The sequence below is a fragment of the Agrobacterium sp. GW821-FHT14E08 genome (assembly GCF_058803865.1).
The window spans coordinates 308259-323452 of record NZ_JBXAPJ010000004.1 but is presented as its reverse complement, the minus strand read 5'-3'; the positions used below and the strand labels follow the sequence as shown (position 1 = coordinate 323452).

The window sequence follows — 15194 nt, the reverse complement described above, 5'->3', positions numbered from 1 at the left end:
CATTTGCCAACCGCGCGGCTTCGGTAAATTACAATTTTCCGTTCATCTGCTTTGGGACATGCGAAGCAAGTTGGCCATGGCTGCGGCAAAACCTTTCCACTGCCCTGGCAAGCGCCTCGTCGCAGGCGGCAAGTTGGGTTTCGTCGATGAATTCATCGGGCCGATGCCCCTGATCCATGCTGCCGGGACCGCATATCACCACCGGAACATCAAGCGCCTGGGCGAAAAGCCCGCCCTCCGTGCCGAAGCTCAGGCGGCATTGCGCCGTGTCCACGGGCAAGCATTCTGAAAAGGCTGCGACTGCTGGATCGTCCAGCTCGGTCGACAATCCGGGGTAGCTGCCGGTATTTTCTATGTCGAGTGCGGCTTCGGCAAAACGGGCCTGATGGGGCTTCAACGCCATCTGGCCGGTCTTGCGGATGCTGTCTGCAAGCGCCAGAGGATCGTCCGCCGCGAGCATGCGGCATTCCATAAACAGTTCTGCGCGATCCGGCACCAGATTGACGACCGTGCCGCCGGTGAGCTTGCCAACATGCACGGTGGCGTAGGGAACTGAATAACCCGTTTCATATGGGCCTTTGGCCTCGATTTCATCCTGCAATCGACGCAGGCCGGAGATGAAATCGGTCGCGATGTGCAGGGCGTTGAGAGCCAGCGGCGCTTCTGCGGAATGACGCGGCGAGCCCGTAAACGCGACGTGGAAAGCCATTTTACCCTTGTGCCCGAGCCCCAGCCGCATGGATGTGGGTTCGCCAACCACAATCAGGTCGGGAAAAATACCGCGTGCCGAAATATCATCGATCATCGGCCGCACACCGACGCAGCCGATTTCCTCGTCATAGGAAATGGCGATCCATAGCGGGGCGGTCAGGTTTGTCGTCTCCATTCTCTCGGTCAATGCCATGACGCAGGCGACGAAGCCCTTCATGTCTGCTGAGCCGCGACCATAGAGACGTCCGTTGCTGCGCGTCATTTCGAAGGGCGGAACGGTCCAGTCCTGCCCCGCGGCTGGAACCACATCGACGTGACCTGACACCATCAGGCCGCCGGCGACATCGGGCCCGAAGCGGGCAAGAAGGGACGCCTTCTTCCCCGTCGCATCTGGAAATCGCTCGCAGGTCGCGCCGGCCTTCCGCAACGCGGTTTCAATTTCGGCAATCAGCGGCAGGTTCGTTTCCGCGCTGACGGTGGGATGGGCGATGAGACGCGCCAGCCAGACTTCCGTCGGTGTCACAATCTCGCCTCCGCCGCATCCATCGCCGCATTGATCTCCTCGATGAGATGAGCGACCTCGGCCTCGGGGATGGAAAGGCGCAGACGCCGCTCCAGCGAGGTGAAAATGCCGAAGAAGGAATTTGCGCAATGCTGAAGCATCCGCATCGCATCTTCCGGCGAAATATTACAGCGGGCGGTGAGATAGGCGCAGATGCCGTCGCAAGCGATTGCATTCGGAAGCACATAGGCCGGCTGCGTGTCATAGGCCAGGCGGCGGAACGGCAGGACCGAAGGTTTCAGCTTGAGATCGGCGGTGAGTTGCGGCGAACGTGAGGAGGCCCCGACGACGAGGCGCGCCTCGACGCCTTCCAGCACCCAGCGCTTGAGGGCGGGATCCCAGATCGCCAGATCGGAGCCTTTCAGCGTGAGCTGGATTTTCCTGCTTTCGCCCGGTTGCAGCACGGGCTTTGCGAAGCCCTTCAGCTCCTGCGGCGAGCGCTTAAGCCTCTTGCCCGGTGCCTGAAGATAGAGCTGCGCGACTTCTGCACCGGCACGATCGCCTGTGTTGGTGACCGTGAATGCAACCGTGATCTCGTCATTGAGGCCGATCTCAGCGGCGGAAAGGGAGAGGTCGGCGTAAGCGAATGTGGTGTAGCTGAGACCATGGCCAAACGGGAACAGCGGCTCGATCTCGCGCATGTCATAGGATCTGTAGCCTACATGGATGCCTTCTCCATAGACATGCTGGCCGTTTTCGCCGGGATAGTGGAGAAAGCCGGGAACATCGGTCAGGCGCTTCGGGAAGGTGACGGAAAGTTTGCCTGAGGGATTGACGGCACCGGTCAGCACGTCGGCAACGGCGCCGCCCATCGCCTGTCCGGAATAGAAGGTGACGAGTACCGCGCCCACCTTGTCAATCCACGGCATTTCAACCGCGTCGGGGCAGGCGATGACGACCGCAACCCTGTCGGAGACTGCGGCAAGCGCCGCGATCATCTCGTCCTGTCCGGGACCCAGCGTCAGAGTGGTGCGGTCGGAGCCTTCGCCGTCATAGGCGCCCTCGGTCGAGGTATAGACCAGCACGAGGTCCGCACTGGCGGCCAGTTCGAGGGTATCGGCATCCGCTTCCGTGCGGAAGGTCAACGTCTGGTCGGCGCCGAGCGCAGTCTGCAATTGCTCCAGCGGCTGATCCACCATGGTCGGAATGGTGGTGGCGCAACCCGACCCCTGGATGACCGGCGTGCCGGCATCACGGCCGACGACGATGATCCGCCGCATCTCGAGCCGGATCGGCAACAGGCCCTCATTACGTACCAGCACCATGGAGGCGGCCGCCATCGCGCGTGCTTCGGCGTGATGTTCGTCCGCCGTATAGGCGGGAACCGCACCTTCCGCGCCCTTGTGGCAAAGTTCGATCAGATCCAGCATTCGTTTGCAGGAGAGGTCCACTGTTGCGGCAGGGACCGAACCGGAATTGAGTGCTGCGAGAAGGTCGGCCTTTCGGCGCGGGCTTTCAGGCATGTCCAGATCGCCGCCCGCAATCAGCGAGGCGGGGCGGTCCTTGATGCCGTGCCAGTCTGAAACGACGACGCCTTTAAAACCCCACTCCTTGCGAAGAACCTCATCGAGGAGCCATGGGTCCTGCGAGGCCTGAACGCCGTTGAGGCGGTTATAGGAGGACATGATCGTCCAGGGGTTGGACTGCCTGATCGCGATTTCGAAGCCCTTGAGATAGATTTCACGCAGGGCGCGCTCATCAACGATACTGTCCATCGTCGTGCGTTCCACCTCGGAATTGTTGCAGGCGAAATGCTTGAGCGACGTGCCGACGCCCTGCGACTGGATACCTTCGATCACCGCCGCTGAGAGCCTGCCGGTCACGAGCGGGTCTTCCGAATAATATTCATAGGAACGGCCGGCGAGCGGCGTGCGGCGTATGTTGATGCCGGGGCCCAGCAAGAGGTGCACGCCCATCGCCCGGCATTCCTTGCCGAGTAAGGTGCCGAGGCGCTGCATCAGCGCTTCGTCCCAGCTGTTGCCCATGGCCGAACCGTTTGGAAAGCAGGTGGCGGGCTTCATTTCGCCCCAGGCGATGGAAACGTCGCTGGCCCGCTGGTTGACCACGGACAGGAACGCGTCGAGGTCCATGCCGCCACGCTCGTCACTGTCGATCTGGGGAATGGAGTAACGCACGCCATAGGTGCCGTCCGTCATGATGATGGGCTTGATGCCATGCGCGGCAATGCCTGCTGTCTTCCACATGCCGAAGCCCGACAGCAGATCGACCTTTTCCTGATTGGTCATCGCGTCGATGATCCTGACATTCGCGTCTGCAGGTTGATCGGCGAACATGGTCGTATCGGACAAGGGAGCCTCCGTGAAAACTGGGGCCGGCAGCAGGGCGCGGTCGGCAATTGGCGCGCACAGTCTCATTGCGCGACCAAAAAGAAAAATAAGATATTCGGAACTGGTGCTTAGAAAAAAGCGAGCATGGCGGCGAAGCATTTCCAGTAAAAGCGGAATCGCTTTTATGTCCGGACAATGCGCACGGAAACATCCTAGTCGGAAACACTGCGGCGCATGTTCAGATTGGGCGCTTCCATGCCCGGCACATAGCTGTTCGATATCAGACCCTTGCAATGGTCCTCGAAACTGCGGACCATGCGTGTGGCCACCTGCTGGCCGATGCGGATGAGGCCGATGCGCATGGGCTTGTGTTCGCCCGCCAGACGAAGGCCGACAAGCCGACGGCCATCTAGCGCCGCTTTGTTCTTGGGGCGGACATTGGCCAGCGTGTAACCATACTGGTTGCCGACCATCGTGCGGATGACTTCCTGATGCTGGATCTGCGCCACGATGTTGGGCGATACGCCGGCGGCGGCGAAGAGGCCGAGGAAATAATCCCGCGACAGGGGCAGGTCGAGCAGAATGAATTCCCGCTCTTCAAGCTCCTTGAGGGTAATGGCGGACAGTGCAGCGAGAGGATCCGTTTCCGCCACCTGCACATAGGGCGGCAATTCCGCCAGCACGGTGAACTCGAAACCCTCAGGGATAGACAGGTCATAGGAAAGGGCGACGTCGATTTCGGCCCGCTCGAGCTTTGAGAGAAGGACGCTGTGGTCGGCGACCGTGGGTCTCACCTGCGCGCCGGGAAAGGCGGCCCTGAAACTATGGCTGACTTCCGGCAGAAGCATCGGTGCGAATGTGAGCAGACAGCCCAGCGAAAGCGTTCCACGCACCTGATCGGAGGCTTCGGAGGCCGCGATATAGAGGTTCTGTCCCTGCTCGATGACCGCCTTTGCTTGCGCCAGTATCTTCTGCCCCGCCGGAGTGAGAGAAAGGCCCTGGGCGTGCCGCCGCAGGAAGAGCTGGGTGTTCAGCTCGATTTCCAGCTGCGAGATCGCCGTTGAAATCGATGGCTGCGAAACACGGATTCGCTCCGAAGCAAGCGTGATGGAGCCAGCCTCGGCGGTGGCGATGAAATATTCGAGTTGGCGAAGCGTAAAACGCATGTGCAGCCCTTACGTAGCATGTGCGCGGGGGCCGGCGGTGAATGCGAAAGCCCTTTGCCAATCGGGCGCGGTCAAGTCGCCCTTCTTACAATTATCAGTTCCTAAAGTGTAAACCACGCTTCCGGCAATAGGCTGCGGCGCCTGCAGGAAGAAAAGCCTTTGCTTTTGGTGATCCTAACCAGTGCTGCAGGAAATGATAATTTTCTGAACCTCCGCCCTTCGCTAGATCGATAGCAAGCAGCCGTTGCGGTCAGCAGATCACGGCCAGGAGAAGGAAGGGCAATAATGTCAGTCGAAAAAATCCACACGCTCGTCGTTGGGGCAGGGCAGGCCGGCGTCGCGATGAGCGAACACCTTGGCAGGAACGGCATAGATCATGTCGTGCTTGAAAAGGGACGCATTGCCGAGCGCTGGCGTTCGATGCGCTGGGATTCGCTCGTTGCCAACGGTCCGGCCTGGCACGACCGTTTTCCGAATATGGACTTTTCCGGAAATCCCGATGCTTTCATACCCAAAGATGAAGTGGCCGATTATTTCGCTGCCTATGCCCGGATGAACGATGCGCCGGTGCGTTGCGGCGTCGAGGTCACCCGTGTCGAGCGCCTTGAAGGCCGTCCGGGTTTTCGCGTCGAGACATCGGGCGGCGTGATCGAGGCAGGGAATGTCGTGGCGGCGACCGGGCCGTTCCAGAAGCCGAATATTCCGCCGCTGGTTCCGCGCGAAAGCGGTTTCAACCAGATACATTCCAGCGAATACCGCAATCCCGCCCAGCTCCCTGATGGAGCGGTGCTGGTGGTCGGTGCCGGTTCTTCCGGCGTGCAGATTGCCGAAGAGCTGATGCGGGCCGGGCGCAAGGTCTATTTGTCCGTCGGTCCCCATGATCGCCCGCCGCGCGCCTATCGCGGCCGCGATTTCGTCTGGTGGCTCGGCGTTCTCGGCAAATGGGATGCGCAGGCGCAGGCGCCCGGTGCCGAACACGTCACCATTGCAGTGAGCGGCGCACGCGGCGGCGAAACCATCGATTTTCGCCGTCTTGCCGCACAGGGCATGGTGTTGGTCGGCATGACCGGCACCTATGTACAGGGCAAGCTGACCTTCAGCGACGATCTTGCCCGCAATCTCGACCGGGGTGACCGGAACTACCTCTCGCTGCTGGATGAAGCGGACGCCTTTGTCACACGCAACGGTCTCAATCTGCCGCAGGAGCCGGAGGCGCGCATTCCTGGTCCCGTCGTCGACTGTGTCACCCGCCCGTTGCGGGAGCTCGATCTCGTGGAGGCCGGGGTGACGACAATCGTCTGGGCCACCGGCTTCAGCTCCGACTACAGCTGGCTGAAGGTGGGCGCTTTCGACGAGGCGGGCCGACCAAAGCATCAGCGCGGCGTTTCGGCCGAAAAGGGCATCTATTTTCTCGGCCTGCCATGGCTTTCGGGGCGAGGCTCCAGCTTTATCTGGGGTGTCTGGCACGACGCCAAGCATGTCGCCGATCATATCGCCATTCAGGACACCTACATGGCGTATTCGCCGCAAGGCTGATTGTCCCACCTCAAAAAGCACGGCGTCACAATTTCATTTGCCTGTTCCGATGGAGAATAGAATGGCACATACCCGTATTCGCAAGTTCAATACGAAGGAAACCTACCCCGAGCAACGGCTCGACAACGATCTCTGCCAGGCGGTGGTCGCACGCGGTACGGTGATTTTCCTGCGCGGCCAGTGCCCGCAGGATCTCGATACGGCAAAGAATATCGATAGCCACGATCCGGTAACACAGACCCACAAGGTCATGCAGAATATTCGCCAGCTGGTCGAAGAGTCCGGTGGAAAGATGGAGCATGTGACCAAGCTCGTCGTCTATCTGACCGACGTGCGCCACCGCGAGGCGGTCTACCGGACCATGGGCGAATATATAAAGGGCGTCTACCCGGTCTGCACGGGCCTCGTCGTCGTGGCGCTTGCGCGACCCGAATGGCTTGTCGAGATCGACGCCACCGCCGTCATTCCCGATTGATCCGGCAAGGCCAGCCGTTCAAACCGCTGATCGGCCCAAAAAGTCAGGTCGGCGGTTCTGGAAGCGCGGCGACTATTCTCAGAAACAGGAGTTCGACATGACTTTTTCCATCGTTGCGCGTTGCGCCGATACCGGCCAGTTCGGGGTTGCCATCTCCTCGTCGTCTCCTGCCGTCGCTGCGCGGTGCGCCTGGGCCGAAGCCGGGGTCGGCGCGGTTGCGACACAGAACGTCACCAATCCCGCGCTTGGAAACCTGATGCTGCGACGGCTGGCGCAAGGGGCGGATGCCGCCGAGGCGGTCTCCGGCGCGCGCGATCATGACGCGTTTCCGGACTACCGCCAGCTTCTCGCGATAGACGCGAGTGGAAATGCAGCAATTCATTCCGGTACGAAGGCCCTGGGAATATGGACATCCGCCTCAGGCAAGGATTGCGCGGCCGGCGGAAATCTGCTCGCAAATGATGGAGTTCCGGCGGCGATGGTCCGGGCATTTGAAGTTTCCGAAGGGTCCCTCGGCGACAGGCTGGTAGCCGCTCTGAAAGCCGCCGTCGAAAATGGCGGCGAAGCAGGTCCGGTTCATTCAGCCGGATTGCTGATCGTCGACCGCGAGAGCTGGCCCTATGCGGAGCTGCGCATCGACTGGCTTGACGATGCATGCCCGGTCGAGGCGGTCGCCCATGCCTGGGAAATATACAAGCCGCAGGCAGATGCCTATGTGACGCGGGCACTCAACCCAGCGGACGCCCCGTCCTATGGTGTGCCCGGAGACGAGTAGGCGAAGTTTGCGCCTTTGGCATGGCAAACCCGCCCGCCAAGATCGCATACAATTTCGACAGTCAATCGAAAACAATCGCTGCAAATTTGGGCAGGCGGCCGACCGGGTTCATAGGTTGCCCTGAAATTTCCTTTTAGATCAATGGCAAAGCGGATTGGCACGTCTCCTGCATGACAAGGTTGTCGCAGGAGAGTGTTCATGAGCAAAGCCGCAGCAATCGACATCGCTTCCGTATCCAAGATTTACGGCAACACCACCGCCGTGCATGCGATAAGCCTCAAGATTCCGGCGGGAAGCTATTGCTGCCTCCTTGGTCCGTCGGGCTGCGGAAAAACCTCGACGCTGCGAATGATTGCCGGCCATGAAAGCATTTCCAGCGGCGATGTCAGATTGGGCAATGTGGTGGTCACCGATCTGCCGCCCGCCCGGCGCGGCACGGCGATGATGTTCCAGTCCTATGCGCTGTTTCCGCATCTCGATCTCGTCGACAATGTCGCCTTCAGCCTCAAGATGAAGGGTGTGGACAGGGAGACGCGCCGCGCCAAGGCGCTCGATATGCTGCGGCTGATGCAGCTTGAACCCTATGCCAGCCGACGGCCGGCCCAGCTTTCCGGCGGGCAGCAGCAGCGCGTGGCGCTGGCGCGCGCGCTCATCACCGATCCCGAGGCGCTGCTGCTGGATGAGCCGCTGTCGGCGCTCGATCCATTCCTCAAAATCCGCATGCGTGCCGAGTTGAAGAAACTGCAGACCTCGCTTGGCATCACCTTCGTCCACGTCACGCACAGCCAGGAAGAGGCCATGGCTCTGGCCGATGTCATCGTCGTCATGAATGATGGCCGTATCGAGCAGGCGGCGACACCACGCGAAGTGTTCGAGCGCCCGGCCACCGCTTTCGTCGCCCGTTTCATGGGCGACCACAATGTCATTTCCGGGCGTTTCAAACAAAAGACCGGCGATCTCGTCGTGCTGGAAGTGGCGGGTGGAGGCACCTTCACGGCCAGCGGCACCGCCCCTGATGACGGCGCGGTGGATATCGCCATCCGTACCGACCGCGTGCGCGTGGGGGAGGCGGATCAGCCGGGCTTCGGTTTTACCGGCATTGTCTCGAATGTCGAATATCGCGGCGCGAGCGTGAAGATCGCCGTCAGCGGCGCGGGTATCGAGGATTTCAACGTCATCCTCAGCGATGCCGCCTTTTTTGAAAAGCCGGTCAGGACGGGCGACGCCATACCGCTTTCATGGAATGCGGCCGATGCCATCGTGCTCGGCCGGGTAGAGAAGTGACCCCAAAAATAACCAGAGGAGAACTTTGAAATGACCGATACCTCCAAGATCAAAACAGGCCTTTCCCGCCGAGGCCTTCTCAAGGCCGGTGCGGCGGCGACGGGTGCGGCGATCGGCTCCGGCCTCATCACCGGCTTCCCGACCATCTGGGCGCAGAACCCGATCACCATCCGCCAGTTCGGCACCGGCGTGTCGAACCTCAATGCCATTGCCGAAAAGTGCAAGGCCGATCTCGGCATCACGCTCGAAATGACGGCGACGGATTCCGATGCCGCCGCCCAGCGTGCGGTGACCCAGCCGAATTCCTATGACATCGCCGACATCGAATACTGGATCCTGAAGAAGGTCTATCCGGCGGGCGTCATCCAGCCGATGGAAATCAAGAAGCTGAAATATTACGACAAGATCGTGCCGCTGTTCAAAAACGGCAAGCTGAAACCGGATAGCGTCGTGGCGCAGGGCACGGCCCCGCACACCGTCGGTTTCGTTGAAAAGCCCGGCGACAAGACATTTGCGAAGGGCGAGACCGATTATTTCACCATGGTCCCGACCATCTACAATGCCGATACGCTTGGCATCCGCCCCGATCTCGTCGGCCGCGATATCTCCAGCTGGGCCGATATCATGGACCCGAAGTTCAAGGGCAAGACCTCGATCCTCAACATTCCCTCCATCGGCATCATGGATGCGGCGATGATCATGGAAGCCCTGGGCAACATCAAATATGCCGACAAGGGCAACATGACCAAGGAGGAGATCGACAAGACGATCGACTTCCTCATCAAGGCGAAAAAAGACGGCCAGTTCCGCGCCTTCTGGAAGAGCTTCGATGAGAGTGTCAACCTCATGGCCTCGGGTGAGGTCATCATCCAGTCCATGTGGTCGCCGGCCGTCGCCGCCGTTCGCTCCAAGGGCATCGCCTGCAAATATCAGCCGCTGAAGGAAGGCTATCGCTCCTGGGGCGGCGGTCTTGGCCTTGCCAAGCACCTCTCCGGCGCCAAGCTCGATGCGGCTTACGAATATATCAACTGGTACACCTCCGGCTGGGTCGGCGCTTACCTCAACCGTCAGGGTTATTATTCCGCCGCCATGGAAACGGCGAAAGAGCATATGTCCGCCGACGAATGGGGTTACTGGGTCGAAGGCAAACCGGCGCAGGGCGATATCATCGCGCCTGACGGCAAGGTCATGGAAAAGGCCGGCGCCGTGCGCGATGGCGGCTCCTTCGAGGAGCGCATGGGCAAGGTCGCATGCTGGAACTCCGTCATGGACGAGGACCGTTACATGGTCCGCCGCTGGAACGAATTCATTGCGGCCTGATGTTTTGGAAGGACGAAGCCGGCGGTGAAGGCCGCCGGTTTTGAGAACGACAGAGCGTTCAAACCTCCCCGCCGTCATCCTCGGGCTTGACCCGAGGATCCATGGTCACGCCGGGTTGTGGATCCTCGGGTCAAGCCCGAGGATGACGGGAGGGTGGAGGGAGCCTCGTAAATAGTCTTATCGGCGACCAATGCCGATGCATCTCTAAATCCAGCGAAAGGCTCCACCATGGTGACGGTCAGACTTATCGGCGTCAGCGAAAAAAAGGACAGGCCGCCCCGCAGCTTCGCGCTGCCGCAGAAGCTCGTATCCTATGTGCAGGCCGCACCGCTTTTGCTGATCCTCGGCTTTTTCCTGGCTCTGCCGATCCTCATGATCGCCGTCGTCAGCTTCTGGGACTATGACTTCGCCCAGATGTATCCCGATTTCGTGACCTTCAACTATCTGGAAACGCTGGGCTCGTGGGTCACCTGGCAGACCTATCTCAACACGCTGAAATATGCCGCCATCGTCTGGGCCATCACGCTGTTCTGTGGTTTCTGGGTCGCCTATTTCCTAGCTTTTCACATCCGCACAACCACCATGCAGATGGTGCTCTTCCTGATCTGCACCGTGCCGTTCCTGACATCGAACATCATCCGCATGATCTCCTGGATACCCGTTCTCGGGCGCAACGGGCTGGTCAACAGCACGCTGGTCAGCGCCGGCATCGTGCCCGCGCCGATTGAGTGGCTGCTTTATTCGGATTTCGCCGTGGTGCTGGCCATGGTGCATCTTTATACGCTGTTCATGGTCACGCCGATCTTCAATACGCTGATGCGCATCGACAAATCGCTGATCGAGGCGGCGCGTGACGCCGGTGCAACGGGCTGGCAGACACTCTGGAACGTCATCATTCCCCTTGCAAAACCCGGCATGGCCATCGGCAGCATCTTTGTCGTGACGCTGGTGATGGCGGATTTTTCGACGGTTCAGGTCATGTCCGGCGGGCAAAGCGCTTCCGTGGCGTTGATGATGAAGAACCAGATGTCGCTGCTGCAATATCCGGCGGCCGCCGCAAACGCCGTCATTCTGCTCATTCTCGTTCTGCTGATGGTCGCGGGCATCCTGCGCATCGTTGATATCCGCAAGGAGCTCTAATCCCATGCATCAGGAAAAACGCGGCCGCGAATTCTACATCCTCGCCTTCTTTTTCGCCCTCTTCGTGCTGTTCCTTTACGGCCCGCTGTCGGCCATCCTCATCCTCGCTTTTCAGGGACCGAATGGCGGCCTGACTTTTCCGCTGAATGGCGTTTCGCTGCACTGGTTCGGTAATCTTTTCGAACAGCAGGCGGTGGGGGATTTCGGCGGCTCGTTCCGCCGCTCCTTCGGACTTGGCCTGATGGTCATGATCGTTACCGTCTTCGTATCGCTTCTGGCGGGCCTTGCCTTCCGGCGAAAATTCATCGGCGCGACGCCGCTTTTTTATCTCTCTGTTGCCAGCCTGGTGGTTCCGTCAATCATCATCTCGCTTGGCATTGGTGTTCTTTTCCAACAGCTTGGGCTGGAACCCTCATGGTATACATCAGCTTTCGGAGCGCATCTCACCTGGACGCTTCCGTTTGGGGTGCTCATCATGCTGGCCGTGTTCAACCGCTTCTCGCCATCCTATGAGGAGGCAGCCCGTGACCTTGGCGCGTCCTCCTGGCAAACATTTGCACATGTGGTGCTGCCGATGATCGCGCCGAGCCTGATCGGCGTCGGCCTGTTCGGCTTCACGCTTTCCTATGACGAATTCGCCCGCACGCTGATGACGGCGGGGACCTACAACACCCTGCCGCTGGAAATATACGGCATGACCACCAATGTCACGACGCCGGTGCTTTATGCGCTCGGAGCCGTAACGACCCTGTTCTCCTTCCTGGTGATCGCAGGCACGCTCGGCCTGATCGTTACCTTGAACCGCCGCCATTCGCGCGGATAAAGAAACGTACCATGCGCATCCTCATCATCAATCCGAATACGACGCATTCCATGACTGAGACGATCGCCGATGCGGCGATCCGTGTATCCAACCCCGAAACGGAAATTCTGGCCGTCACCTCATCCATGGGGCCTGTCTCCATAGAAGGATATTACGACGAGGTTTTCGCCGTGCCCGGCCTGCTGCTGGAACTTGCCAGGGCACCGGCGCTGGGTGCGGATGCTGCTATCATCGCCTGTTTCGATGATACCGGGCTCGATGCGGCGCGGGCGCTTGCCGATATACCGGTTATCGGTATCTGCGAGGCCGCGGTTTCCGCCACCGCCTTCATCGCGCAGAAGTTTACCATCGTCACGACGATGGAGCGGTCACGGCTGCCGCTCGAACATCTCGTCCATCGCTACGGCATGTCTTCCCGTTGCAATGTGCGTGCCGCGGATATTCCTGTCCTGTCGCTGGAAGAGCCCGGTTCAAATGCCCGCGAGAGGTTGCGCGAAGAGATTTCGCTGGCGCTGAAGAATGACGGGGCGGAGGCTATCGTGCTCGGCTGTGCCGGCATGGCGGACCTTACCGCCGAACTGCGCAGCGAATTCGGCGTGCCCGTCATCGATGGCGTCGCCGCTGCCGTCAAGCAGGCCGAAGCGCTGGTGGCCATGGGGCTTTCGACGGCCAAACGCGGCGCTTATGCCACGCCGGTCGTCAAGCCCTATCGCGGATTGCTGGAAACATTCCAGCCGGACCGCATAGCGGCTTCCTCAGGCGGCCATGGAGACCGTCACGGTTTGGAACTCTCCGACCATAAAACAACGAAGGCGAGCTGATAGGCGAGATCGCGTCGCACATTTTGCAGCGTCGGATCGCTCAGGATTATTCTGGAGCCGTTTCTCTGCAGGAAATTCAGTCGCTCCGCCTTGGCCAGCAGCGCCGTGACATGGGCGCGGCTGATCCCGTAGGCGCGAGCGGCCGCCTTGCGGGAAAATTCGCATCCCGTGTCATCAGATCCGGTTGCTGTCGCCGCCGACAGCAAATCCAGCAGCAACGGAAATCCCGGCGCATGCCCCAGGAATATCCGCATTTCCTCCGACAGCGGATGCAATTCCGGGGGGTGTCTCAAAAGCCAGTTCACGCCATCGAGAAGGGCGTTTACGCCATCCGTCGTTTTCTCGGACGTGACCACCGCCGGATGTTCGTGCCATGGCGAGGCCGCAGCCAGATAGGCCGCTGCCAGCGTCTGCACCGCGTCAACCAGCCAGCCATTCAATGACCATGGGCGTTCACGCCTGTCGCCACATGGCGGAAGGCGCTGTGCGGTGCCCTCCAGTTCCAGCCAGTCTATCAGCGCGCGTGTCCTGCGGCTGGATGCCCAGCCCCTCGGAACGACGGCCGCCTGAACCGCGGCCAGTGTGAACTGCCCTTGATGGACCGAACCCGGACCGAAAGCGCAGATGACGGTCGCGAATGCGCCGAAATCGCCGATGGCGCGGACGAGGCGTCGTTCCCGTTTAAACACGATCGATATCTGCGCACAGAGGCAGGTTACCGCTTCATCGAAAGCCTCATCGTTCAAAATCCGGTTCGCAAGTGGGGTCAGCCTCTCGAGAAGCATGTCCGGCGGCGGCCGAACGGAATTCCCCGCCGGGAGCGGTTTCGAAACGTGCGAAATCTCTCTTCGAGATGCCTTTCCCCCTTGGGCTTCTAGGTCGTCACTACTTTTTGGCGAAATTCAAGGCGTGGGTTTCATGAGCCGGCTGCGCCCTTTCGCTAAGTGCAAGACAGCCGAAAATTCGCGGACGTGGAGATAGGTGCAATTTGTTGCACTCCCCCGCCGTCCCATTGGGGGTTATTAAAAAATACTCTCATAAATTGAATGTTAAGGGGCGCGTTAAAATATGTGCTCTTTTGAGACGGTTTATGACTGTGACACGAACGACAACGTTAATACCTGTTTTTATTGCATAATTTTATACGGCTTCGAACGCTCTCCCTATCGCCGGATATTCTGAAATACAATCTTTGATGGTTGTTTTTTGGGGCTTGACGACGTTGCAAGGGATGCACCCGAAGGTCGCCGACTTCCAAATGTTTCTACCCTGCCTATGGCGCGGTCGGCAGCGATGCCGGGCGGCCGCCGGCTTTGCAATGCCTTTTTATCCACCCCCAATTCTCCAAAGGAGGATGAAACAATGCAACTTCGACATGTTATTTTTGCCAGCCTCGCCGCGATTGCGACGCAGTTCGATCTGCCGGCACTGCGCTATACGGCGCCCGCCGATGCGGCCACCCTGTCTGCCGAGCAGGTGGCCGCCTTTCAGTCGAAACTCGAGCAGGCGGAAGCAGGCCGCGAACTGCTCGGCCGCCGATCCGTGTGCCTGATGGAGCATCTGACGGCGCAGCAGCAGCTCAGCGCCGACCGCGAAAAAGCGCTGGGGCAGGCCAAATACCTGCAGATCGAGCTGGAACGGCAGGTGGTGCAGTCCGAAACCAGCGTGAAGGGCTACGAGGATCTCGTGCGGTCCGAGAGCGAGAATGTCAGGGCGCGTCAGGCCACCTTCGAAAAAGCCCGCAGGGAAAGGGACGAGCAGGCCAAGAGAGTAAGAATATGCAGCGGGGTCCTCTTCTTCCTGCCGGGCATTTGCCAGGCCGGTGACGCCGCGGTGAAGGCGTTTGGCTGGATGAACGACGCGGAAAGGGAATACCGCACCGCGCTGCCGCGGCTGGATAATGCCCGGTCGGCTCTCGACGGCGTGCGCAACCAGCTCGAAAACAATCGCCGCCAGCTTGAGGCGGCAAAGCAGGGCCACGCGGAAAACGAGAATGCGGTGAAAACGCTTGAAGAGCAGATCACCAGGCTGAAGGCGGCGATTTCCACCATCAACGTCAAGGTTCAGGACTTCAACATTCAGGTCGGCAACTTCACCAACGCTCTCAAGGAAGCGAGCGAGGTCAATCCTGACGACGCGAAAATACGTCAGGTCAACCGGCTGTCCGCCGAGATAGACGGCCTCACCAGCGACGTGCCGCAGTTCATTTCTTCCACCGAGGCCGGTCTGCCTGACGACGCGAAGAAACAGTGCGGTTCGTGAACGATCAACCCCAATGACTTTCCATAACCAC

13 protein-coding genes are annotated in these 15194 nt (G+C 60.0%); 9 read left to right on the top strand and 4 right to left on the bottom strand.

Features of this window, described 5'->3' with window-relative positions:
• Window positions 1-28 precede the first annotated feature (28 nt).
• From argE to AC1ROR_RS17665, 3 genes are all read right to left on the bottom strand, one after another.
• Window positions 29-1234 carry an acetylornithine deacetylase gene (gene argE, locus AC1ROR_RS17675; protein WP_498590210.1) on the bottom strand — a complete coding sequence of 402 codons (1206 nt, stop codon included), beginning with the start codon at window positions 1232-1234 and terminating at the stop codon, window positions 29-31.
• Window positions 1231-3582, bottom strand: a complete 2352-nt coding sequence (locus AC1ROR_RS17670) for a glycoside hydrolase family 3 C-terminal domain-containing protein (RefSeq protein ID WP_498590209.1) — start codon at window positions 3580-3582, stop codon at window positions 1231-1233. Before AC1ROR_RS17670 ends, argE begins: the two co-directional genes overlap by 4 nt.
• A 191-nt stretch (window positions 3583-3773) precedes the next feature.
• A complete protein-coding gene (locus AC1ROR_RS17665) occupies window positions 3774-4727 on the bottom strand; it encodes a LysR family transcriptional regulator (RefSeq protein ID WP_035225508.1) in 954 nt (317 codons plus the stop codon).
• Between the two features lie 285 nt (window positions 4728-5012).
• Here AC1ROR_RS17665 and AC1ROR_RS17660 point away from each other — a divergent pair, with 285 nt between their 5' ends.
• The 8 genes from AC1ROR_RS17660 to AC1ROR_RS17625 all read left to right on the top strand — a co-directional run bounded on the left by AC1ROR_RS17660 (window position 5013) and on the right by AC1ROR_RS17625 (window position 12901).
• A complete protein-coding gene (locus AC1ROR_RS17660; protein WP_498590208.1) occupies window positions 5013-6263 on the top strand; it encodes a flavin-containing monooxygenase in 1251 nt (416 codons plus the stop codon).
• A 61-nt stretch (window positions 6264-6324) separates the two neighbouring features.
• Entirely contained in the window at window positions 6325-6738 is a 414-nt protein-coding gene (locus AC1ROR_RS17655) for a RidA family protein (protein WP_045023016.1), read from the top strand.
• A gap of 97 nt (window positions 6739-6835) precedes the next feature.
• Window positions 6836-7513 carry a DUF1028 domain-containing protein gene (locus AC1ROR_RS17650; protein ID WP_498590207.1) on the top strand — a complete coding sequence of 226 codons (678 nt, stop codon included), beginning with the start codon at window positions 6836-6838 and terminating at the stop codon, window positions 7511-7513.
• A 198-nt stretch (window positions 7514-7711) separates the two neighbouring features.
• On the top strand, window positions 7712-8797 hold the full coding sequence (locus AC1ROR_RS17645) for an ABC transporter ATP-binding protein (RefSeq protein ID WP_498590206.1): 1086 nt from the start codon (window positions 7712-7714) through the stop codon (window positions 8795-8797).
• 30 nt (window positions 8798-8827) lie between these two features.
• Window positions 8828-10117 (top strand): ABC transporter substrate-binding protein, encoded by a 1290-nt coding sequence (locus AC1ROR_RS17640; protein ID WP_498590205.1) that lies wholly within the window; start codon window positions 8828-8830, stop codon window positions 10115-10117.
• Between the two features lie 228 nt (window positions 10118-10345).
• On the top strand, window positions 10346-11257 hold the full coding sequence (locus tag AC1ROR_RS17635; RefSeq protein WP_498590204.1) for an ABC transporter permease: 912 nt from the start codon (window positions 10346-10348) through the stop codon (window positions 11255-11257).
• A gap of 4 nt (window positions 11258-11261) precedes the next feature.
• Entirely contained in the window at window positions 11262-12080 is an 819-nt protein-coding gene (locus AC1ROR_RS17630; protein ID WP_035225491.1) for an ABC transporter permease, read from the top strand.
• Between the two features lie 11 nt (window positions 12081-12091).
• On the top strand, window positions 12092-12901 hold the full coding sequence (locus AC1ROR_RS17625; protein WP_498590203.1) for an aspartate/glutamate racemase family protein: 810 nt from the start codon (window positions 12092-12094) through the stop codon (window positions 12899-12901).
• Here AC1ROR_RS17625 and AC1ROR_RS17620 read toward each other — a convergent pair.
• On the bottom strand, window positions 12856-13590 hold the full coding sequence (locus AC1ROR_RS17620) for a hypothetical protein (protein ID WP_498590202.1): 735 nt from the start codon (window positions 13588-13590) through the stop codon (window positions 12856-12858). The two genes, AC1ROR_RS17625 and AC1ROR_RS17620, sit on opposite strands and share 46 nt — an antisense overlap.
• A 673-nt stretch (window positions 13591-14263) precedes the next feature.
• Between AC1ROR_RS17620 and AC1ROR_RS17615 the strand changes: the two genes are divergently transcribed.
• Window positions 14264-15163: a hypothetical protein gene (locus AC1ROR_RS17615; protein WP_498590201.1), complete on the top strand. Its 900-nt coding sequence runs from the start codon at window positions 14264-14266 to the stop codon at window positions 15161-15163.
• Window positions 15164-15194 lie beyond the last annotated feature (31 nt).

Bases quoted from the DNA above. Each gene is read 5' to 3' on its own strand.
- AC1ROR_RS17615 (WP_498590201.1), top strand. From the start codon at position 14,264: ATGCAACTTCGACATGTTATTTTTGCCAGCCTCGCCGCGATTGCGACG.
- AC1ROR_RS17645 (WP_498590206.1), top strand. From the start codon at position 7,712: ATGAGCAAAGCCGCAGCAATCGACATCGCTTCCGTATCCAAGATTTAC.
- AC1ROR_RS17650 (WP_498590207.1), top strand. From the start codon at position 6,836: ATGACTTTTTCCATCGTTGCGCGTTGCGCCGATACCGGCCAGTTCGGG.
- AC1ROR_RS17640 (WP_498590205.1), top strand. From the start codon at position 8,828: ATGACCGATACCTCCAAGATCAAAACAGGCCTTTCCCGCCGAGGCCTT.
- AC1ROR_RS17665 (WP_035225508.1), bottom strand. From the start codon at position 4,727: ATGCGTTTTACGCTTCGCCAACTCGAATATTTCATCGCCACCGCCGAG.
- AC1ROR_RS17625 (WP_498590203.1), top strand. From the start codon at position 12,092: ATGCGCATCCTCATCATCAATCCGAATACGACGCATTCCATGACTGAG.
- AC1ROR_RS17630 (WP_035225491.1), top strand. From the start codon at position 11,262: ATGCATCAGGAAAAACGCGGCCGCGAATTCTACATCCTCGCCTTCTTT.
- AC1ROR_RS17655 (WP_045023016.1), top strand. From the start codon at position 6,325: ATGGCACATACCCGTATTCGCAAGTTCAATACGAAGGAAACCTACCCC.
- AC1ROR_RS17660 (WP_498590208.1), top strand. From the start codon at position 5,013: ATGTCAGTCGAAAAAATCCACACGCTCGTCGTTGGGGCAGGGCAGGCC.
- AC1ROR_RS17635 (WP_498590204.1), top strand. From the start codon at position 10,346: ATGGTGACGGTCAGACTTATCGGCGTCAGCGAAAAAAAGGACAGGCCG.